A 20,108-nucleotide genomic window follows, 5' to 3' on the forward strand; every position below is an offset into this window, starting at 1 on the left:
TGTACCACAAGGCACAAAATGGTAGAATTGCCTGCACCGCCTACACAACACAAAAAACGCTCAACATTGGGCGTAACTTTTGTCCTCACCGTTTCGTTTTACACACAGACATTGGTCCCGAAGAACACATGACTGATCACGAAGCAGGACTCAACGAAGAACAACTCGTGGCGCTCTTGCAACGCGCGCAAAAAGAAGGCGACCCGGAAGCATTCGGCGAGTTATACCGCCGATATGCGAACCGTATCTATCGCTATTTGCTGTCTAAAACCGGCAATGTTGCGCTCGCCGAAGACCTGACGTCGCAAGTATTCGTGCGCCTTATCGAGCGCATCGGGCAATACACGATTGCGCCGCGTGATAACATCGCCATTTTTTCGGCGTGGCTGTATCGCATCGCACATCACTTGATGATTGATGAAATACGCAAGCAACAACGCCAGGCAAACATCAACGCCAACGACCTGCAACACCTGGATACACCACAACCATCCATCGCCGCAGAGGTTGAACGCAAACTGGAAAATGAGCATCTGCTCAAACGTCTGAATGCGCTCTCTGAGGAGCAACGCCAGGTCATTCTATTGCGATTTATTGAGCAATATTCCATCGCCGAAACGGCGCGCATCATGGGCAAAACCGAAGGGGCTGTGAAAGTTTTGCAATATCGCGCTATCAAAAATTTGCGCACATTACTGGGTGGCAATGCCTCATGAAACCGATTGAAGATATCTTTGAAGAATGCTTACAAGCCATCGAAGCAGGCGACTCGCTGGAAGCCTGCCTCGCCCGCTATCCGGAGTATGCGGATGAGTTGCGGCCGCTGCTTGAACTGGCGCTCGACCTGCAACAAACCCCCAAGCCCCGCCTCTCGCCGGAAGCGTTTCACGGCGGGTATGAGCGCGTGGTGCAAACCGCCCACGCCAAGCGCGAGGCAAGCGCCCCATCACAAGCGGCGCGCGTCCTGCCCTTCCCACGCTGGCGCTGGCTCGCCGCCGCGGCTGTTTTCGTGGCGCTCTTCATCGCCTCAACCATCACCGCCGACCGCATCGCCGCCGACAGTCTGCCGGGCGAACCACTCTACGCCGTCAAGCAATTCAGCGAATGGGTGCGCCTCATCACCGCCATCACCCCCGAACAACGCGCCAACGCTCACGCCTTGCGCGCCGAACGTCGCCTGCAAGAAACCATTGAACTGCTGCAACGTGGGCAAGCCCCCGACCCCGCGCTGCTGGACGCCGCGCGGCGCGAAGTCGAAAAAACCGTGCAACTCGCCACGCCGTTGAGCGAAAGCGAGCGCGAACAACTCTTGCAACGCTGGCAAGATGAACTGGCAACACTGGAACAATTGAGCGCGGAAATGCCCACTGCGCCCGCCAACGTGCCTGAAACCATCAAGGACATTGAAACCACGCTCCCCCAACCGCCGATTGTGCGTTCACCCACCCCTACACTGGGCGATGAAGGCGAACCCGGCGGCGCGGCGCCGGCGCCCACCGCCACGCCCACACGCCCGGCGGCCACACCGACACCACAACCAACCGAAACGCCCGAACCAACCCGCACACCCAAACCAACCAAGACGCCGGAACCAACCCGCACGCCCAAACCCACCGAGACGCCGAAACCAACACGCACACCTAAGCCCACCGAAACACCCAAAGCCGCCGAGGAAATCGAGTTTGAAGGTGTTGTGGAAAGCATCAACGGCGCAACATGGGTCGTCGGCGGTCGCACGATTCTGGTCACCAACACCACCGACCTGCGCGGTTCACCCGGTGTGGGCGACGTCGTGGAAGTGCACGCCCGCCTGCAAAATGGCGCGTGGGTTGCACTTCGCATTGAAGTTGAAGAAGAACAGGACGATGACGACGATACAACGCCTACCAAGACACCTGAACCAACCGAAGAGCCTGAGCCGACGAAGACGCCCAAGCCAACCGAAGAACCCGAACCAACTGAAACACCTGAGCCGCCGGACGAGGATGATGATGAGCCCGATGAAATTGAATTCGAGGGTACGGTGCAAAGCATCAACGGCAGCACATGGATCGTTGACGGCTACACCCTCATCGTGACCAACGAAACCGACATCAAGAAGAACCCCGGCGTTGGCGATGAAGTCAAAGTGCGTGCCCGGCGGGAAAATGGGCTCCTGATTGCTCTCTCTATCGAAAAAGAAGACGAACGCGATTGACGCCGTGCAAAATCTGTCGCACCTGTGCTGTACAATGCCTCTGTCATGGACATTCACGATTGTGAAAGGAGGTAGGTATGGCACAGGTACCGACATGGGACGCACTCGTTGCCGAACTCCAAAACCAGACATTGGCGGAACGCATTGCGACACTCGAACACTACATCACCCTGCTCGATCGCCAACTCGAAAAAACCCCCACCGATGAAGGCATCGCCTATCTGGAACACCTTGCCGACCTGCATCATGCGCTTGTGCAACGCGCCGCCTTTCTGCACCACCCCGACGCTCTGCTGGTGGTCGAGTTTCCGGCGGACTATACCGGACCCGTGGGCGTGCGGTGGGAGGAACTCCCCGACGGGCGCATCCGCACTTGGCTCACACGTGATGAACTCGAAGCAATTGTCTGGGCGAACGAAGCCGCCTATACTGCTCTGCTGAACAGACTCGCCGCCTAACCAACCAGCGGAGCCATCATCATGTGCGGACGCTACACGCTCACCGCCGACGCGACACAAATTGCCGAACGCTTTCAAGCGCGGTTTCCCCAAGCCGACGCCTGGCAACCCCGCTACAACGCCGCGCCGTCGCAGCACTTGCCCGTTGTGCGCTGGCAGGAGGAGCGTCTGATAGACCTGCTCCGCTGGGGGCTGATTCCCTCATGGGCGGACGACCCGCGTATTGGCAACCGTCTCATCAACGCCCGCGCCGAAACCATCTTCAGCAAACCGAGTTTTCGCGCCGCCGCACGTCGCCGACGTTGCCTCGTGCCCGCTGATGGGTTCTACGAATGGAAGAAAACCCCCGAAGGCAAACAACCCTATCGCATCGCACTCAAAGACGGCGGCTTGTTTGCCTTTGCCGGTCTCTGGGAACGCTGGCACGACCCGCAAACCGGCGAACCGCTCGACACATTCACCATTCTCACCACACAACCCAACGACCTCGTCGCCACACTCCACAACCGCATGCCGCTCATCCTGCACCCGGAACACGAAGCCGCCTGGCTCGACCCCGCCACGCCCGAAGATGAACTCCGCCTGATTCTCACCACCATCTACCCCGCCGACCGCATGACCGCCTACCCCGTTTCGCGCCGCGTCAACAACCCACGCTACGACGACCCCACGCTCATCCAGCCACTCACCTGACGCAATACCACCAATCTCCCTGCTTGAAGAGAACGCCATCTTACGGTATGCTTTGGCACGCATCCGAACCCAAGGCAACGACGCCGGAGGATATCGTCTCATGGAAGTCCTGGAATCACACATCAACCCAAATGATGAGCGTTTCAAAGCTAATGCCGAACATAACCGCGCCCTGGTGGCCGAGTTGAACGCGCGGCTGGCGCAAGTCCGCAAAGGTGGACCGCCCCGCGCCCACGAACGCCACCGCGAACAAGGCAAACTCTTCGTGCGTGAACGCATCGAGCGCCTGCTCGACCCTGGTTCGCCATTCCTGGAACTGTCGCCGCTCGCGGCGTGGGACATGTACGACAACCAGGCTCCCGCCGCCGGCATTGTCACCGGCATTGGGCGCGTCTCAGGGCAAGAAGTGATGATTGTCGCCAACGACGCCACCGTCAAAGGGGGCACCTACTTCCCCATGACGGTCAAGAAACACCTGCGCGCCCAGCAAATCGCCGAAGAAAACCGCTTGCCCTGCATCTACCTCGTGGACTCAGGGGGGGCGTATCTGCCCATGCAGGATGAAGTCTTCCCCGACCGCGAGCACTTTGGGCGCATTTTCTACAATCAGGCGCGCATGAGCGCCAAAGGCATCCCGCAAATTGCCGTCGTCATGGGCTCATGCACCGCAGGGGGGGCATACGTGCCCGCCATGAGCGACGAGACCGTCATCGTCAAAGGGACGGGCACCATCTTCCTGGGCGGTCCGCCGCTGGTCAAAGCCGCTACGGGTGTGGAAGTGAGCGCCGAAGAATTGGGGGGCGCTGACGTGCATACACGCATCTCAGGCGTCGCCGACTATATGGCCGAAAACGATGAACACGCGCTCGAAATCACGCGCGGCATCGTCGAAAACCTGAATCGGCGCAAACGGGTTGAACTGGACATTGCGCCGCCAGAAGACCCACTCTACGACCCCGAAGAACTTTACGGCATCGTGCCGCGCACTCTCAAAGAAGTGTACGACGTGCGCGAAGTGATTGCGCGCATTGTGGACGGCAGCCGCTTTCGCGAATTCAAACCACGCTACGGCGAAACGCTGGTCTGTGGATTCGCCCGTATCTACGGCTATCCCGTCGGCATCATCGCCAATAACGGGGTGCTGTTCAGCGAGTCGGCGCTCAAAGGCACCCATTTCATCGAACTCTGCACCATTCGTAAAATACCGCTGCTCTTTTTGCAGAACATCACCGGTTTTATGGTAGGCAAAGAATACGAGCATGGCGGAATCGCCAAAGACGGCGCCAAAATGGTGCACGCTGTCGCCAACGCCGCCGTCCCCAAACTCACCGTCATCATCGGTGGCTCATTTGGGGCGGGCAACTACGGCATGTGTGGCCGCGCCTACGACCCCCGTTTTCTCTGGATGTGGCCCAACGCCCGCATCAGCGTGATGGGGGGCGAACAAGCCGCCAACGTCCTGCTCACCGTCAAGCAAGACCAACTGGCGCGGCGCGGTCAGCCGCTCATGACACCCGAAGAACAGGAAGCCTTCAAGCGTCCCATCCTGGAGAAGTACGAACGCGAAGGCAACCCGTACTACTCGACCGCCCGCCTTTGGGATGACGGCATCATTGATCCCGCCGACACGCGCCGCGTGCTGGGGCTGGCGCTTTCAGCCTGTCTGAATGCGCCCATCGAAGAAACAACCTACGGTGTTTTCCGAATGTAAATCTGTTTTCAAACCAAAGCAGGAACGTAGCCAACGACACTATGAACATCCTTATCACACTCAGTATTCTCACCATTTTGATAGCGATCAACGCCCTGTACGTGGCGGGCGAATTTTCTTTTGTCAGCGCCCGCCACTCACGGCTTGCCCAAATGGCCGAAGAAGGCAACCGCCTCGCCGCCAGCCTGCACCGCTTTCTCGAAGACCGGCGCAACCTCGACAACGTGGTCGCCGCATGCCAGTTGGGCATCACCGTCTCAAGCCTCGTGCTGGGGTACTACGGGCAAGCGCAACTCTCGCCTATCGTCGCCGACCTCTTACTCAAAGTGGGCGTTGAAAGCGAAGCCGCCGCCATCTCCATCTCGGCGACGGCGATTTTGATTGTGCTGACCATCACCCAGGTCATTTTTGGCGAACTGGTGCCCAAGAACATCGCCGTGCAATACCCGGAACGCCTCGCCCTGGCCACCTTTGTGCCCTTGCAATGGTCGTTGCATCTCTTCCGCCCACTCATCATCATCTTCAACGGAAGCGGCAACCTGCTCTTGCGTCTTATAGGGCAAGAACCCGTCAGCGAATCCGCCAGCCACCTACACTCGCCCGACGAACTGCTCATGCTGGTGGAAGAAAGCAGCGAAGGCGGCGTGCTCGACAAAGTTGAACGCCATTTGCTGCTGAACACCCTGCGTCTGCGCGAACTCAACGCGCGGCAGGTGATGATTCCGCGCACACGCATTCTCGCCGCGCCCGCCTCGTTGACCGTGGAGCAACTGTTTGAGCGACTGGCGGCGTCGCCCTACTCACGCATGCCGCTCTACGAAGGCTCCATTGACAACATCGTGGGGCTGGTACACCTCAAAACGCTCTACTGCGTCAAGCGCGAACGCCCCAACGCGCGCGGCGTTGACATCATGCAACCCGTTCTGATGGTGCCCGAAAGCATGGACGTGGAAAAACTCTTCCTGCGCTTGCAGAACCGCAACGAATCCGTCGCCATCGTCCTCGACGAATATGGCGGCACCGCCGGCATGGTCACGCTGGAAGACATCCTCGAAGAAATCTTTGGCGAAATCCAGGACGAATTCGACACCGAAATTCCGCCGGTTTTTGTGGACAAGGAGCACAAACGGCTCTTCGTGCGCGGCGACGTGCTCATCAGCGACCTGAACGAATGGCTTGACCTCTATCTCGATGATGAAGAAGTGGACACTATCGCCGGCTATGTGCTGTGGCAATTAGGGCGTCTTCCCCAGGAAGGCGAACTCATCCCATTGGGCGAGAAGCAAGCGCGCATTGAAAAAATGGAAGGGCACACAGTCTTGCAACTGAGCATCCCACTTGACGACGACGAACTCCAAAAAGTTGAGGACATTATCCCATGATGACCTACCTTGTGCCCATTCTCATTATCGCCATCCTCATCGTGCTCAACGGCTTGTTTGTCGCGGCGGAATTCGCCATCGTCGCCGCGCCTCGCGCCCGCATTGCCCAACGCGCCGAAGCCGGCGACCCACGGGCGCGCTGGGTGCTCAGCGTTCTGCGCGACCCCGAACGCCAGACGCGCTACATCACCACCGCCCAGGTGGGCATCACCATCGTCAGTTTGGGGTTGGGCATGTATGGCGAGCATACACTTGCCGCCTGGCTCGTAGGTCCCCTCGAACACCTGGGGCATCTCGCGGAACCCGCTGCCCACACCATCGCCACCGTTGTGTCGGTCGGCTTTCTGACATACCTGCACGTCGTCATCGGCGAAATGGTGCCCAAATCGCTAGCACTGCAAACCGCCGAGCGCACCGTGCTCCAACTTGTCTGGCCCATGCGCCTGACGGAACTGCTCTTCAAGCCGCTCATCCTTGTGCTCAACACACTGGGCACCGTTATCACCCGCGCGCTGGGCATTCCCGCCGCCAGCGCCCACGAACGCCTGATGACCATCGAAGAACTTGAATACATCGTTGAAGAGAGCGAAGGCATCTTTGAAAAAGCCGAACAACTCTTCCTGGAAAACATCTTCGACTTCGCCGAGCGGACTGTCGGCATGATTATGACGCCGCGCACCCGCATCGTCGGCATTCCCGTGCACGCCACATACGGCGAAGTCGTCTCGCTCATCTGCGAAGCCGGCTATTCCCGTTATCCCGTGTACGAAGGCACGCTGGATACCATCGTTGGCATTCTCTACGTCAAAGACCTGGCGCGCTACGAAGCCACCAAACCGCAACCGCCCTTCAACCTGCGCGACATCGCCACGAAACGCAAGCCGCTCTTCGTCTTCGAGTCGCTTTCTCTGGAAGATATGCTCATCCGCTTCCGCGAAGCCCGCACCCAAATCGCCATCGTCCTGGACGAATACGGCGGCACCGCCGGCTTGATTACCATGGAAGACCTCATGGAAGAAGTCGTCGGCGAAATTGTGGACAAATTCGAGCGCGAGCGCGAAACCGCCCCCTACGAAATCGAGCAAGAAGGCGTCATCCTTGTGCGCGGCGACCTTCTGCTGGACGAACTCAACCAGCATTTTGACCTTGACATTGAACATGAGGACGTGGACACGGTTGGCGGGCTCATCATGGCGCTGCTGGAACGCGTGCCCCAGGAAGGCGACCGTGTCGAATGGCAAGGCATCACTTTTGAAGTGGTGGAAATGGACGGGCGGGCTGTGCGTCGCGCGCGGCTCATTTTGCCGCCCAAAGCAGAACCAGAACTTTCAGCAGAAGAAAACGAAGAGGACGCATAACACTATGCAGTTTGCCATCAACTACTCGCCCGAAGCCGCAGAACTCTACACCGAAGGGGCAATCACCTTCGACATGTTCAAATGCCCCGATTGGCCTGATTTGATTGCCCAAGCCCAACAACTCGCCCCGACCTATGTGCATTTTCCACTGCACGCCGGGCTGACGGCAGACGACCTGAACGCCCGTGCCGATGACATCGCGCACTGGCTCAACACCACCGACACCTACTTTGTCAACACCCATCTCCACCTGCCCGACGAGAGCGGCGTCAGCCCAGCCGACGCCGAAACCGCCTTGCGCGCACATCTGCATACGCTGGTCGCCCGTTGGGGGCGCGAGCGCGTCATCGCCGAAAACATCCCGCACAAGCCGCACGAAAGCCCCCTGCGCCGCGCCGTTGTCGAACCAGCCACCATTCGGCGCGTGGTCGAAGACGCCGATTGCGGCTTCCTGCTCGACCTCTCGCACGCCTGGATTACCGCCCAAACCCTGGGCATCCCCCCCCGCGATTACATCTCGCAACTGCCGGTTGAACGCCTGCGCGAATTGCACATCACCGGCATCATGTGGCTGGACACAGAGACCTACGAGCGCCTGCTCAAAAACACCAACGTCCACGTGGACTGGACGGGCGAGCAATGGGTTGACCACATGGCGATGACCGACAACGAATGGGACTTGCTCGCCTGGGCGCTGGACAACATCCGCCAGGGGCGCTGGGGCACACCGCGTACCATCACGTTTGAATACGGCGGGGTTGGTTCGCTCTTTCGCCTGTTCAGCAAGCGCGACGTCATCGCCGCCCAGGTTCCGCGCTTCATGCAAATGATTCACGGCACACCCACCTTGCAACACGAACCGCACCCGTGAACGACAAAAGAGGAGTAGTCAACGATGACGAACCCACCTTTTGAGAAAATTCTCATCGCCAACCGCGGCGAAATTGCCGTGCGCATCATTCGCGCCTGCCGTGAACTCGGCGTGCGCACCGTCGCCGTCTATTCCGACGCGGACGCACACGCGCGCCACGTCTTTCTGGCAGACGAAGCCGTCCACATCGGCGCCGCCCCCGCTACTGATTCCTACCTGCGCGGCGAGCGCATCATCGAAGCCGCCCTGCAAACCGGCGCCCAAGCCATCCACCCCGGCTACGGCTTCCTCTCCGAAAACGCCGACTTTGCCGAAGCCGTCAACGCCGCCGGATTGGTCTTCATCGGTCCACCGCCCGACGCTATCCGCGCCATGGGGAGCAAAACCGCCGCGCGCGAAACCATGCAGCGCGCCGGCGTCCCCGTCGTCCCCGGCTACCAAGGCGGTGGCGCGTTTGAAGACTACGCCGCCGCCGCCGAGCGCATCGGCTACCCCATCCTGGTGAAAGCCGCCGCCGGTGGTGGTGGAAAAGGCATGCGCATCGTTGAACACCCCAACACCCTGCGCGACGCCATCGAAGCCGCCCAGCGCGAAGCCCAAAAAGCCTTTGGCGACGGGCGCGTCTATCTCGAAAAATACGTGCGCGAACCGCACCACGTCGAAGTGCAAGTGCTGGCGGATACCCACGGCACGGTACTGCACCTCTGCGAACGCGAGTGCTCCGTCCAGCGCCGCCACCAAAAAATCATCGAAGAAAGCCCATCCCCCCTGCTCGATGAGGCGCTGCGTGAACGCATGGGCGCGGCTGCTGTCGCCGCCGCCCGCGCCGTCGGGTATGTCAACGCGGGCACGGTTGAATTCCTTGTGGACGCCGACCGCAACTTCTACTTTCTGGAAATGAACACACGCCTGCAAGTCGAGCACCCCGTGACCGAACTGGTCGTTGGGCTGGACCTCGTGAAGTGGCAATTGCGTATTGCCGCCGGCGAACGCCTGCCCTTCACACAAAGCGACATCCGTCAGCATGGGCACGCTATCGAATGCCGTATCTACGCCGAAGACCCCGCCAACGGCTTTCTGCCCGCCACCGGCACCATTCTGAAAGCCGTCGAACCGTCCACGCCCTGGGTGCGTGTGGATACCGGCGTGGGCACGGGCGACACCATCACCCACTACTACGACCCCATGATTGCCAAACTCATCGTGTGGGGCGAAACACGCACCGACGCCATCGCGCGCATGGAACAAGCCTTGCGCGACTACACCCTGCTGGGCATCACCCACAACATCCCCTTTCTGCTCGACGTGCTCCACCACCCGGATTTCCAGCATGGGCGCGTCACAACCGATTGGGTGGAAAAAACCATGCTCCCCTGGACACAGACATGCCCCCCCATCAACGACGACGTGCTGATCGCTGCCGTGCTTGCCGATTTTCTGGAACAAGCATCGCCGGTCTCGGGGGCGTCCACCGCCGCCGACCCAACAGGCGACCCCTACAGCCCGTGGAACATTGCCGACCGGTTCGGCAGATGAAGAAAATTCGACAGCCGCCGGCATCGCAACACATCAACTTTTCATGCTGAACATGTAGAACCAAACACGAGCCAAGAGACGGGGATACCATCATGGAACGGTATTACGAATACAACGGCGAGATTTACACCGTTCGCATCGAATCGCTGGGCGAAACGTTTCGCATCACGATTGGCGACCGTCAATACACGGTCGAAGCCGCGCTTGTCGAAACGGGACGCCTGCGCGCCATCGTTGAAGGGCGCCACCTCGACATCGTGACGGCGCGCCAGAACCGCAACCGCTACGTCGCCCTGGACGGTGAAACGTACCACCTGCGGCAACTCGCCAGCAAACGCAAACGACGTGTGGGCGAACAAGGCGGGGGAAGCCTGGAAGCACAAATGCCGGGGCAAGTGGTGAGTGTGCTGGTAGAAGAGGGGCAAGCCGTGCAAGCCGGTCAGCCGCTGATCATTCTGGAAGCGATGAAAATGGAACTGCGCATCACCGCCCCCGCGGACGGCATCGTGACCAAACTCTATTGCCAGCCGGGGGACGTGGTGGAACGTGGTCAAAAACTGGTGGACGTCAGCGATGAAGCCTAACGCCCTTTGGAAAGCCGTCCTGTTCCTCTGCGGCGTGCTGTTCATCATCAGCACCCCGCACATCCACACACGCGCTGAATCGCCCGCCCCCCAGGCGACGACGCCCGAAGAGCAATTCGAGCAAGCGGCGGGCGTCATGGGGCGCAACGAGGCTTTTTTCCGGCTCGCCAACGCGCTGAGCGAGCCGCTTGCCGCGTCCTACCGCGCCCCCGCTCCACCCACCCCCTCGCTCAACGCGCACCATGCGCCGCTCGGCGCTACCGACACCGCCGTCTATCTGCCGTTGGTCCGCAAAGACGCCCCCGCCGCCATGGTGGAACGCCGCGCCATCTGGTTGACGCGCTTCGACTGGACCAGCGCCGCCCGTGTTGTAGGTCCCGCCGACCTGGATACCGCCCTCGACAACATCGCCACCGCCGGCTTCAACACCATTTTGTTCCAGGTGCGCGGGAATGGCGACGCCTTCTACACCCCAGGGTTGGAGCCGTGGTCGGCGCGGCTGACGGGGAGTTACGCCGCCACACTGGGGCAAAACCCCGGTTGGGACCCGCTGGCGTACCTCATCGAAAAAGCGCACGCCCGCGGTATCGAAGTCCATGCGTATGTCAACACCTATCCGGCGTGGCTTCCACCGCCTGAAGGGCAAGGCGACCTTGCGCCGCCCGCCACAACACCGGCGCACATGTTCGACACCTTCACCTACGGCCCCGACTACAACGCCCATCCCGGCGTCTATGGCATGGGGTACAAGTGGCGCGTACACGACACCAGCGGCACCCCCATGCCCCTGCAATGGAGTGAGTATCTCTGGGCAAGCCCCGGCGTGGATGAAGTGCAACAACACATCCTCAACGTCATCACCGACATCGTGGCGCGCTATCCAGTGGACGGCGTGCATCTCGATTTCATCCGCTACCCCGGTCCATCGTACTCGTTCGACCCGTACAGCAACGCCGCCGCAGGCGACACCCATACCGCCGCCCGCGACCAATGGCAACGCGACCGCATCACCTGGATGGTCGCGCAAACCTACGCCGCCACGCGCACCTACCGCCCCAATGCGTGGGTGAGCGCCGCCGTCTGGCCCTACTACACCGACCGCGGATTGCTCCCCGGCGCCGCCTGGTTTGGCTACGATCACTACTTCCAGGATTCGCACGGCTGGCTGGCAAGCGGCGTGATTGACGCCATCATGCCCATGCTCTACGGCGGCTATTCAGACACCTACGACACATGGGTGGCGCTCATGCACGACCATCTCAACGCCGCGGCTGGTCGCCACGTCTATCCCGGCATCGGCGGCTACAACATGACGGACTTCGCCGACCTGGCGCAACGCATCGAAGCCGCACGCGCGGCGGGCGCACCGGGGCACGCCATCTTTTCGTACGACGTGCTCGCGTACCGCGGCTGGTTCGACGACCTCGCCAACGGTCCCTACGCCACGCCCGCCGTCCCCCCGCCACGCTCATGGTGAAGCCATCAGCAGCGTGCGGCGCACAACATCAAGCGCACGGTTGCGCACCCAACTGAGCGAGTGCTCATCGGCGCCGCCCAGCCCCAACGCCTTGCAATGCACCTGCTCGCCCAGCGCCAGCGCGACCACCGTTTCGCCACGCTGCTCACCGTACAACCCTTCATTCGCGCCTGCTGTGCCCAGCACCACCAGCGCCCACGCCGCGCCGTGCGCCTCGCGCGCATCCTGCGCCCAGCGCTCCGCTTCCGCACACGAGACCGCCTCAGGCTGAACCACCTCGGCGGCTTGCACCACCTCGGGCGCGACCGCCCGCAACCGCGCCGCAATCTCGCCGCGCGTGTTGCTTTCAATCACCACGCCGCGCCCAAAACGCGCCAGCGCCTGCGCCACGACACCTTCCAGCGTCTCATCGTCCGCGCCATAAATCGCATCGCCCAGCCGCTTGCGAATCACCCGCTCCACCTGGGCAATCATCACATCGGCTTGCTTCTCATTGGGGGCGCGTGCGGTAATGCGCACATCAACCTGCCCGCTATGCGCCGCCAGTCCCACCGTGGGGTTCGCGCCCTCTTCCAAATCGGCAATCTGTTCATCAATCAGGCTTTCGCCCACGCCCACCGTGTGCAACACGCGAATTTTGATGACCACATCTTCACCCACCAACCGGCGCAAAAAGGGCGCGACCTGCTCATCCATCATGCGCTTCATCTCGCGCGGCACGCCCGGCATGGCAATCACATAACGCCCGTCGTGTTCCACAAGCAAGCCCGGCGCCGTCCCAATGGGGTTCGGCAACACCTGCGCCCCTTCGGGCACATCCGCCTGACGCAAATTGTTGGCGCTTGGCTCGCGCCCCCAGCGCCGAAACAGGGCGGTAATGTGCGCCACCAACTCAGGGTCGCGCACAAGCAGGCGTCCCGTCGCATCGGCTATCGCTTCGCGCGTCATATCGTCCACCGTGGGACCCAATCCGCCCGTGGTCAACACCACATCGGCGCGCTGCATCGCCAGCCGAATGGCGTTGGCAATGCGTTCGCGATTATCCCCCACCGTGGTTTTGTAATAGAGGTTGACCCCCAACGCCGCCAAACGCTGCGCCAGCCAGGCGGCGTTCGTGTCCACAATCTGCCCCAACAACAACTCCGTTCCAATGGTGATGATTTCAGCATTCATGCAGGCTCGCTCCAAAGTGTTGGCATTGATTTTGTTCAATGCTATTCTACGCATAACATCGAAAGAGCAACAGACGAGAGGAGGCCCCCATGAACACCCACATCACCGCGGCGGTTGTCCAGGCTTCATGGCGGCGGCTCGCCGACGCCGACGAGGTGCGCAGCGAACTGAAACGCTATTTGCGGCTGGTGCGCAACAAAGGCGCCGACCTCGCCGTCCTTCCCGAACAATTCGGCCTCATGTTGGCTATTCCATTGGCAAGCGGGTTGCGCGGCAGTTTGGTGAAAAAAGCCATTGGCGGGCGTGGTTTTTGGGGGAAACTGGTGGGGGCGCTCAGCGGTGGCGCAGCGGAAATACTGGGCGGCTTGCCGGCGGTCCTTCCGCGGCTTATCGCTGAACAGAGCGACGTCATGCGCGATACGTATGTGGAACTGCTCAGCGCCGCCGCCCGCGAGCACGCCGTCTATCTCGTCGGCGGCTCGCTCTACCTGCAAGATGAAGATGGGCAGGTGCGCGCCATGAGCCCCGTGTTCGACCGCACGGGCGACTTGCTGGGCTGGCAAGCCAAATTCCACCTGGACCCCATGGATGAAGCCTACGCCATGCCCGGCGACACACTCAACACGTTTGAAACCGAGTTCGGGCGCTTGGGCGTGCTCCTGGGGGGCGACATCCTCTACCCCGAACTCACCCGCGCGCTCGCCTACCGTGGCGTTGTCGCGCTGGCAAACCCCGCCCTGGCGACAACCCCCGCCGAATGGCAGCGCATGCGCATTGTGCTGAACGCGCGCGCGCAAGAAAATCAGATTTTTGCGGCGCAAGCCTTCCTCATCGGCGACAACGAATTTACCCCCGAAATCGGCGATACGTTTGAAGGCAAATCCGGCATTGTGGCGCCTGTGGAACTCACGCCCCGCACGGACGGCATCCTCGTCGAAGTCGGTTCGCCCAAAGCCGAAGGCGTCGTCAGTGCGGCGTGGGATTTTGCGGCACTCCGCCATCTGTGGGAAACGGGCAGCGCCCAGCCACGCCGCACCATGCGCAGCCACATTTTCCACGATTTGCTGCACTTTGATTACCAGAGCGGCGCAACCATCGAAGAACGCTTCCACGCCATTGAGGAGACGCGCCGGCATCCGGTGTTGCCCGCGCCTGAGCCGACGGTCTTGCGCCCCGAAGGTGAATGGCCCGGCGAGGCGGAAGCCAAGCGCATCGAAGCATACGAAGTTCCAGAGGAAGAGATTGCCCCCACAGGCGACCTGATCGCCGACGTGAGCGCCGAAGCCGACGCGCTCACGGGACCGCTCAATGCAGAGGAGACCGCCGAGACTGAGGAACAGCCGTCGGACGAATCGGGGGAACAGAGCGCGTAAACCGCTCAGCCACACAGAAAAAGGGGGCGAAGCATCGCCCCCTTTTTTTGCGCCTTACGAACGTGCAGGCGTCCCGACCGCTTCACGCAATTGGCGCACAAACGCCTGCGCGGCGGCAATCGCATCGTCAGCCGCGCCAATGGTGCGCAACAACGCACTCCCCACAATCACACCATCGGCAATCTGCGCCACCATGGCGGCTTGCTCCGGGCGCGAGATACCAAACCCCACCGCCAGCGGTAAATCGGTCGCGCGGCGCACCCGCGCCACAAAATCCGCCAGGTCGGGCGGCAACTGGTCGCGCGCACCGGTGACGCCCGTCAGCGAGACCAGGTAGATGAACCCCTGGGCGCGCTCGGCAACCAGGCACACACGCGCATCATCCGAAGTTGGCGCCAGCAAGAAGATGAGCGCCACGCCCTGCGCCTGCAAGGCGGCGCGTAATTCGTCGGCTTCTTCGGGGGGCAAATCGGGAACAATGACGCCGTCAGCCCCTGCGCGGGCGGCTTCTTCGGCAAAGCGCGCCACCCCCATTTGCAAGATGGGGTTGTAATAGCCCATCAGAATCAACGGCACTTCCACGCCCCGCGCACGCAACGCCGCCACCTGTTCCAGACAGCGCGCCAACGTCATGCCGTTTTCCAGCGCCTGTTGCGACGTTGCCTGAATTGTTGCGCCGTCCGCCAGCGGGTCGCTGAACGGCACGCCCAATTCGATGAGGTCTGCGCCCGCTTCAACCAGCGCGGGCACAAGGTCGAGAGCGCTTTCCAACTCAGGGTAGCCCATGGTGATGAAGGGCATGAGCGCGGCACGCCCTTCACGGCGAACACGGTCGAATGTAGCAGTGATACGGTTCATACGTCCACCCCCAGAGCCGCGGCAACAGTGTGCATGTCTTTATCGCCCCGCCCGCTGATGTTGACAATCATGATCTGGTCGGGGCGCATGGTCGGCGCGCGTTTGATGGCTTCGGCGACGGCATGGGCGCTTTCCAGCGCGGGGATGATGCCTTCGAGCGCGCTCAGACGCTGCAAGGCGTCCAGGGCTTCGTCGTCCGTGGCGTAGGTGTACTCGGCGCGCCCCGTTTCGCGCAACCACGCATGTTCGGGACCCACCGCGGCATAATCAAGCCCCGCCGAGATGCTATGCGTAAGCGCAATTTGCCCGTGTGGGTCTTGCAACACGTATGTTTGCGTCCCGTGCAAGACGCCGACACGCCCCATCTTGGGGTCGGCAAAGCGTGCGGCGTGTTTTCCGCTTTCAATGCCTTCACCGCCCGCTTCAACCCCCACCATCTGCACCCCTTCGTCCTGGATGAAGGGGTAGAAAAGCCCAATCGCGTTAGAACCGCCGCCCACACAGGCGATGAGCATATCGGGCAGGCGTCCCTCGGCGGCAAGAATTTGCTCGCGGGCTTCATCGCCAATCACCCGTTGAAAATCGCGCACGATGCGCGGGTAGGGGTGCGGTCCCAACGCCGAGCCGAGCAGGTAGTGGGTGGTGCGCACATTGGTCACCCAGTCGCGAATGGCTTCGTTGATGGCATCTTTGAGCGTGCGACTGCCGGCGTCCACACTGCGCACTTCCGCGCCCAGCAGTTTCATGCGAAAGACGTTGAGTTTCTGGCGCTCGATATCCACAGCCCCCATGTACACCACGCATTCCAAGCCCAACAAGGCGCACACGGTGGCGGTAGCAACGCCATGCTGTCCGGCGCCTGTTTCGGCGACGATGCGCGTTTTGCCCATTCGCTTGGCGAGCAATGCTTGCCCCAAAGCGTTGTTGATTTTGTGTGCGCCGGTGTGCGCGAGGTCTTCGCGTTTGAGGTAGATTTTGGCGCCGCCCAGGGCTTCACTGAGCCGCCGCGCAGGCGTCAGCGGGGTTGGACGCCCCGCATAGGTGCGCAACAACGTCTGAAATTCCTCGCGAAAGGCGGGGTCGGCTTGGGCTTCTTCGTAGGCGGCTTCGAGTTCACGCACCGCCGGCACCAGTGTTTCGGGGATGTACGCGCCGCCGTAGGGGCCAAAGCGCGGTCCTTGCGGCCATTCAGTCATGGAAAACTCCTTTCTGTTGGATGGCGTTCTGGCTGAGGAAGAAGCGGCGCCCTTGCCACTTACGCCTGGCGGATGTTCGCCAACGCGGCGCGAATGCGCGCGGCTCGTTCCGCCATGACTTCCTGGGGTTCATACTTGGGCGGTTTACCGAGACGACCATCGTTCTGCCAGCGGGGGATGAGATGCATATGCACGTGGAACACTTCTTGTCCCGCTGCACGCCCGTTGTTCTGCAAAATGTTGATGCCGTCGGGTTGCAACGCCTCGCGCAGTGCCTGCATGAGTGGGCGCGCAATGACGCCCATATGCGCCGCGTGCGCTTCGTCCAATTCCCACCAGTAGGGCACATGAACGCGCGGCACAATCAGCAAATGCCCCGGCGACGCCTGATTGATGTCCAGGAAAACCATGACCAACTCGTCTTCGTGCACCACATGGGCGGGGGCTTCGCCCGCCAAAATGCGGCAGAAAATGCACGATGCATCGCGCATAGGCTTCCCTCACTCCTGGTCGGTTTGCTGCTCAGCCAGCGCGGCGTCGGCGGTACGCACGGCTTCCACAAAGGCGCGCAGGCGCGCGTGGTCCTTGCGCCCCTTCTCGCGCTCCACACCGCTCGACACGTCCACGCCCCACGGTTGCACACGTGCGATGGCGGCGCCGACGGTTTCAGGCGTCAACCCACCCGCCAGCAAAAGGCGGTAGGAACGCGCCAGCACCAACCCCACCGCCCAATCGGCGACAATGCCGGTGCCGCCCACTTCCCAGGGGTGGTAGGCGTCCATGAGGAATTGGGGCACATGCGCCTCGCGCGGCATGACGTGGGCATACGCGGCGGTGGTGGCTTCGGCATCGCCGCGGGTTTGCGGGCGAATGGCTTTGAAGGCGCGCGGTGCGAGCATGCGCACTTCGGCGGGGGGTTCGCTCCCATGCAACTGCGCCAGGTCAAGCCCGGCGGTATCGAGAATGGCACGCACGCGCTCAGGCGCTTCGTCCACAAAGACGCCCACAAAGCGGGGGGCGTCTGCGCCGTAGGTGGCGCGAACTGTTTCGACAATTCGCGCCACCGTTTCAGGCGTGACGTAGCGCGGGCTTTTGGGGTAGAAAACAAAGCCCAAAAAGTCTGCGCCCGCTTCGGCAGCCGCCAACGCATCATCCTCGTTGGTCAAGCCGCATATTTTGATGAAGGTGCGTTCAGCACGCTGCGTTGGTATGCGCATCGCTCACTGCCCCAGAACTTGCGAACCGTACAGCAACAGTGTGCCAACAATGCAAAGCGTCAACACGATAGCCAGTGCAATCACGCCGGCGATAATTCCGCTCAACAATCCACCTTGTCCTTCCATGAAAAGCCTCCTTGCTTGTGATTGTTTTTACGCCTTGGGCAAGACAAAGCCCACACGGCGCTTGACCTCTTCGGCTTTGGGTTCAGCGACGGCACGCGCCCGCTCTGCGCCAATCGCCAGCACGCGGTCCAATTCGGCGGGATCTTGTGCATAGACTTGGTAGCGTTCCTGAATGGGGCGCAGCGCCTCGATGATGACTTCGGCGACTTCTTTCTTCAAATCGCCATAGCCCTTGCCGGCAAAGTGCGCTTCGATTTCTTCGCGGCTCTTGCCGGTCAGCGATTCGTAGATTTGCAAGAGGTTGTTCACGCCCGCTTTTTCGGGCGCATCGCTGAAAATGATTTCGCGCCCGGAGTCGGTGACGGCGCGGCGCAAAACTTTGCGAATGCGGTCGGGCGAGTCGGTGAGATAGACGGCGTGATACTCGCCAACTTCGCTCTTGCTCATCTTCTTGGTCGGGTCGTCAAAGCCCATGACGCGCGCGCCGCTCTTGGGAATGACCGCCTTGGGCAACTTGAAGGTCTCGCCGTAGAGATGGTTGAAGCGCTGGGCAATGTCGCGCGTCAATTCAATGTGCTGTTTCTGGTCTTCGCCCACGGGCACTTCATCCGCATCGTAGAGCAAAATATCAGCCGCCTGCAAAACGGGGTAAGTCAACAACCCCGTGCTGACGCTTTCCTGCTTTTCTTTTTCGGATTTGGCTTTGAACTGCGTCATGCGGTAGAGCCAGCCCAGCGGTGTGACACAGCCCAAAATCCACTGCGTTTCAGCATGGGCGCGCACGTGGCTCTGAATGAACAGCGTGCTTTTCTGCGGGTCAATGCCACAGGCAAGCAACAATGCGGCTAACTCGCGCGTTTGGGCGCGCAACTTGTCAGGGTCTTGCCAGACGGTGATGGCGTGCAGGTCAACAATGCAGAAGTAGTTTTCTTTTTCATCTTGCCCCTGCACCCATTGGCGAATCGCCCCCAGGTAGTTGCCCAGGTGCAAACGCCCAGAGGGCTGAATCCCCGACAAGACACGGACTTTGTTGCTCATACCGATGTTCCTCCTTCTCGACGTTGAGCGTTATGTCAACTTTTCATGTTTCTGCTTGGGCACACCAACAAACTCGCGCACTTTTTGCGCCACGTTTTTGGCGCGCATCAGCGATGTTCCCACCAGAATCGCGTCAGCGCCCATGGCGGCGACCCGTTCCACGTCGGCGCGGGTGTGAATGCCGCTTTCAGCGACGAGCAACACGTCGTCGGGAATGTGTGCGCGCAGGCGTTCGGTCGTCGCCAAATCCACCTCGAAGGTGCGCAAATCGCGGTTGTTGACGCCAATCACGCGCGGTGAAATCGCCAGGGCGCGTTCGAGTTCGGCTTCGTTATGCACTTCCACCAGGGCTTCCATGCCCAATTCGCGAATGAGGGCGTAGAAATCGCGCAGGTCGTTATCGCCCAGAATGCCGACAATCAGCAAGACCGCATCCGCGCCGGCGGCGCGCGCTTCGTAAATCTGGTACGGGTCTATGACGAAGTCTTTGCGCAACACCGGCAACCGCACCGCCTGGCGTACCGCCTGCAAATGCCCGATGTTGCCCTGGAAAAAGTGCTGGTCGGTGAGGACGCTCACGGCGGCCGCTCCTTCGGCGTCATAGGTGCGCGCGAGCGCCACCGGGTCGAACTGGTGGCGCAACAACCCCTTGCTGGGCGACGCCCGTTTGACCTCGGCAATGAGCGCCACATGGTCGCCGCGCAGGGCGGCGGCAAAATCGCGCGGGGGCGGCGCGAGCATCATTTCGGCGCGCACTTCCGCCAGCGGGCGTTCCCGCCGGTGCCGCTCAACTTCATCCACCTTCCAGCGCACAATTTTTTCCAAAATGGTTTTGGGTGCCATCGTTCCGCTTCTCTCCA

At 61.2% G+C, this 20,108-nt stretch carries 20 protein-coding genes; 12 read left to right on the top strand and 8 right to left on the bottom strand.

What is annotated here, in order from left to right:
* The first annotated feature begins 128 nt into the window (after positions 1-128).
* From SE16_RS03375 to SE16_RS03425, 11 genes are all read left to right on the top strand, one after another.
* On the top strand, positions 129-716 hold the full coding sequence (locus tag SE16_RS03375) for an RNA polymerase sigma factor (protein ID WP_054494091.1): 588 nt from the start codon (positions 129-131) through the stop codon (positions 714-716).
* Positions 713-2,197, top strand: a complete 1,485-nt coding sequence (locus SE16_RS16325; protein WP_060687213.1) for a DUF5666 domain-containing protein — start codon at positions 713-715, stop codon at positions 2,195-2,197. The genes SE16_RS03375 and SE16_RS16325 overlap by 4 nt, the downstream gene beginning before the upstream one ends.
* A 77-nt stretch (positions 2,198-2,274) precedes the next feature.
* Complete coding sequence (locus SE16_RS03385; protein WP_054492333.1) at positions 2,275-2,655, top strand: hypothetical protein; 381 nt, start codon at positions 2,275-2,277, stop codon at positions 2,653-2,655.
* 21 nt (positions 2,656-2,676) lie between these two features.
* Positions 2,677-3,348 carry an SOS response-associated peptidase gene (locus SE16_RS03390; protein WP_054492334.1) on the top strand — a complete coding sequence of 224 codons (672 nt, stop codon included), beginning with the start codon at positions 2,677-2,679 and terminating at the stop codon, positions 3,346-3,348.
* Between the two features lie 100 nt (positions 3,349-3,448).
* The gene (locus SE16_RS03395; protein WP_054492335.1) at positions 3,449-5,059 is read left to right on the top strand and encodes a carboxyl transferase domain-containing protein; all 1,611 of its coding nucleotides are present in this window, start codon (positions 3,449-3,451) and stop codon (positions 5,057-5,059) included.
* Between the two features lie 41 nt (positions 5,060-5,100).
* The gene (locus SE16_RS03400) at positions 5,101-6,441 is read left to right on the top strand and encodes a hemolysin family protein (protein WP_054492336.1); all 1,341 of its coding nucleotides are present in this window, start codon (positions 5,101-5,103) and stop codon (positions 6,439-6,441) included.
* On the top strand, positions 6,438-7,799 hold the full coding sequence (locus tag SE16_RS03405; protein WP_054492337.1) for a hemolysin family protein: 1,362 nt from the start codon (positions 6,438-6,440) through the stop codon (positions 7,797-7,799). The genes SE16_RS03400 and SE16_RS03405 overlap by 4 nt, the downstream gene beginning before the upstream one ends.
* Before the next feature lie 4 nt (positions 7,800-7,803).
* Positions 7,804-8,670: a multinuclear nonheme iron-dependent oxidase gene (locus tag SE16_RS03410; RefSeq protein ID WP_054492338.1), complete on the top strand. Its 867-nt coding sequence runs from the start codon at positions 7,804-7,806 to the stop codon at positions 8,668-8,670.
* A gap of 24 nt (positions 8,671-8,694) precedes the next feature.
* Positions 8,695-10,206 carry an acetyl-CoA carboxylase biotin carboxylase subunit gene (gene accC, locus SE16_RS03415; protein ID WP_054492339.1) on the top strand — a complete coding sequence of 504 codons (1,512 nt, stop codon included), beginning with the start codon at positions 8,695-8,697 and terminating at the stop codon, positions 10,204-10,206.
* Positions 10,207-10,298: 92 nt separating this feature from the next.
* Entirely contained in the window at positions 10,299-10,790 is a 492-nt protein-coding gene (locus tag SE16_RS03420; protein WP_054492340.1) for a biotin/lipoyl-containing protein, read from the top strand.
* Complete coding sequence (locus tag SE16_RS03425; RefSeq protein ID WP_060687215.1) at positions 10,780-12,267, top strand: glycoside hydrolase family 10 protein; 1,488 nt, start codon at positions 10,780-10,782, stop codon at positions 12,265-12,267. Before SE16_RS03420 ends, SE16_RS03425 begins: the two co-directional genes overlap by 11 nt.
* Here the strand turns inward: SE16_RS03425 and SE16_RS03430 are convergent.
* The gene (locus SE16_RS03430; protein WP_054493298.1) at positions 12,259-13,440 is read right to left on the bottom strand and encodes a CinA family nicotinamide mononucleotide deamidase-related protein; all 1,182 of its coding nucleotides are present in this window, start codon (positions 13,438-13,440) and stop codon (positions 12,259-12,261) included. The genes SE16_RS03425 and SE16_RS03430 overlap by 9 nt on opposite strands.
* An 89-nt stretch (positions 13,441-13,529) precedes the next feature.
* Here SE16_RS03430 and SE16_RS03435 point away from each other — a divergent pair, with 89 nt between their 5' ends.
* Positions 13,530-14,813, top strand: a complete 1,284-nt coding sequence (locus SE16_RS03435; RefSeq protein WP_054493297.1) for a nitrilase-related carbon-nitrogen hydrolase — start codon at positions 13,530-13,532, stop codon at positions 14,811-14,813.
* A 54-nt stretch (positions 14,814-14,867) separates the two neighbouring features.
* On the opposite strand, the gene trpA is transcribed toward SE16_RS03435, so the two are convergent.
* From trpA to trpC, 7 genes are read right to left on the bottom strand one after another with little or no spacing between them, the layout of a single operon-like run.
* On the bottom strand, positions 14,868-15,671 hold the full coding sequence (gene trpA, locus SE16_RS03440; RefSeq protein ID WP_054493296.1) for a tryptophan synthase subunit alpha: 804 nt from the start codon (positions 15,669-15,671) through the stop codon (positions 14,868-14,870).
* Entirely contained in the window at positions 15,668-16,867 is a 1,200-nt protein-coding gene (gene trpB, locus SE16_RS03445; protein WP_054493295.1) for a tryptophan synthase subunit beta, read from the bottom strand. The genes trpA and trpB overlap by 4 nt, the downstream gene beginning before the upstream one ends.
* A 59-nt stretch (positions 16,868-16,926) precedes the next feature.
* Positions 16,927-17,358, bottom strand: coding sequence for an HIT family protein (locus SE16_RS03450; RefSeq protein ID WP_054493294.1), 432 nt, complete (start codon positions 17,356-17,358; stop codon positions 16,927-16,929).
* Between the two features lie 9 nt (positions 17,359-17,367).
* Complete coding sequence (locus SE16_RS03455) at positions 17,368-18,084, bottom strand: phosphoribosylanthranilate isomerase (protein WP_054493293.1); 717 nt, start codon at positions 18,082-18,084, stop codon at positions 17,368-17,370.
* Positions 18,085-18,087: 3 nt separating this feature from the next.
* Positions 18,088-18,210 carry a hypothetical protein gene (locus SE16_RS16555; protein ID WP_268753476.1) on the bottom strand — a complete coding sequence of 41 codons (123 nt, stop codon included), beginning with the start codon at positions 18,208-18,210 and terminating at the stop codon, positions 18,088-18,090.
* A 27-nt stretch (positions 18,211-18,237) separates the two neighbouring features.
* Positions 18,238-19,248 (bottom strand): tryptophan--tRNA ligase, encoded by a 1,011-nt coding sequence (trpS, locus tag SE16_RS03460; RefSeq protein WP_054493292.1) that lies wholly within the window; start codon positions 19,246-19,248, stop codon positions 18,238-18,240.
* A gap of 30 nt (positions 19,249-19,278) precedes the next feature.
* Positions 19,279-20,091 carry an indole-3-glycerol phosphate synthase TrpC gene (gene trpC / locus SE16_RS03465; RefSeq protein WP_060687216.1) on the bottom strand — a complete coding sequence of 271 codons (813 nt, stop codon included), beginning with the start codon at positions 20,089-20,091 and terminating at the stop codon, positions 19,279-19,281.
* Positions 20,092-20,108 lie beyond the last annotated feature (17 nt).

Origin of the sequence: Ardenticatena maritima (genome assembly GCF_001306175.1) — a bacterium.
Lineage (GTDB): Bacteria > Chloroflexota > Anaerolineae > Ardenticatenales > Ardenticatenaceae > Ardenticatena > Ardenticatena maritima.

Coding starts and splice junctions, on each gene's coding strand:
- SE16_RS03375 (WP_054494091.1), top strand. CDS start 129: ATGACTGATCACGAAGCAGGACTCAACGAAGAACAACTCGTGGCGCTC.
- SE16_RS16325 (WP_060687213.1), top strand. CDS start 713: ATGAAACCGATTGAAGATATCTTTGAAGAATGCTTACAAGCCATCGAA.
- SE16_RS03385 (WP_054492333.1), top strand. CDS start 2,275: ATGGCACAGGTACCGACATGGGACGCACTCGTTGCCGAACTCCAAAAC.
- SE16_RS03390 (WP_054492334.1), top strand. CDS start 2,677: ATGTGCGGACGCTACACGCTCACCGCCGACGCGACACAAATTGCCGAA.
- SE16_RS03395 (WP_054492335.1), top strand. CDS start 3,449: ATGGAAGTCCTGGAATCACACATCAACCCAAATGATGAGCGTTTCAAA.
- SE16_RS03400 (WP_054492336.1), top strand. CDS start 5,101: ATGAACATCCTTATCACACTCAGTATTCTCACCATTTTGATAGCGATC.
- SE16_RS03405 (WP_054492337.1), top strand. CDS start 6,438: ATGATGACCTACCTTGTGCCCATTCTCATTATCGCCATCCTCATCGTG.
- SE16_RS03410 (WP_054492338.1), top strand. CDS start 7,804: ATGCAGTTTGCCATCAACTACTCGCCCGAAGCCGCAGAACTCTACACC.
- accC (WP_054492339.1), top strand. CDS start 8,695: ATGACGAACCCACCTTTTGAGAAAATTCTCATCGCCAACCGCGGCGAA.
- SE16_RS03420 (WP_054492340.1), top strand. CDS start 10,299: ATGGAACGGTATTACGAATACAACGGCGAGATTTACACCGTTCGCATC.
- SE16_RS03425 (WP_060687215.1), top strand. CDS start 10,780: ATGAAGCCTAACGCCCTTTGGAAAGCCGTCCTGTTCCTCTGCGGCGTG.
- SE16_RS03430 (WP_054493298.1), bottom strand. CDS start 13,440: ATGAATGCTGAAATCATCACCATTGGAACGGAGTTGTTGTTGGGGCAG.
- SE16_RS03435 (WP_054493297.1), top strand. CDS start 13,530: ATGAACACCCACATCACCGCGGCGGTTGTCCAGGCTTCATGGCGGCGG.
- trpA (WP_054493296.1), bottom strand. CDS start 15,671: ATGAACCGTATCACTGCTACATTCGACCGTGTTCGCCGTGAAGGGCGT.
- trpB (WP_054493295.1), bottom strand. CDS start 16,867: ATGACTGAATGGCCGCAAGGACCGCGCTTTGGCCCCTACGGCGGCGCG.
- SE16_RS03450 (WP_054493294.1), bottom strand. CDS start 17,358: ATGCGCGATGCATCGTGCATTTTCTGCCGCATTTTGGCGGGCGAAGCC.
- SE16_RS03455 (WP_054493293.1), bottom strand. CDS start 18,084: ATGCGCATACCAACGCAGCGTGCTGAACGCACCTTCATCAAAATATGC.
- SE16_RS16555 (WP_268753476.1), bottom strand. CDS start 18,210: ATGGAAGGACAAGGTGGATTGTTGAGCGGAATTATCGCCGGCGTGATT.
- trpS (WP_054493292.1), bottom strand. CDS start 19,248: ATGAGCAACAAAGTCCGTGTCTTGTCGGGGATTCAGCCCTCTGGGCGT.
- trpC (WP_060687216.1), bottom strand. CDS start 20,091: ATGGCACCCAAAACCATTTTGGAAAAAATTGTGCGCTGGAAGGTGGAT.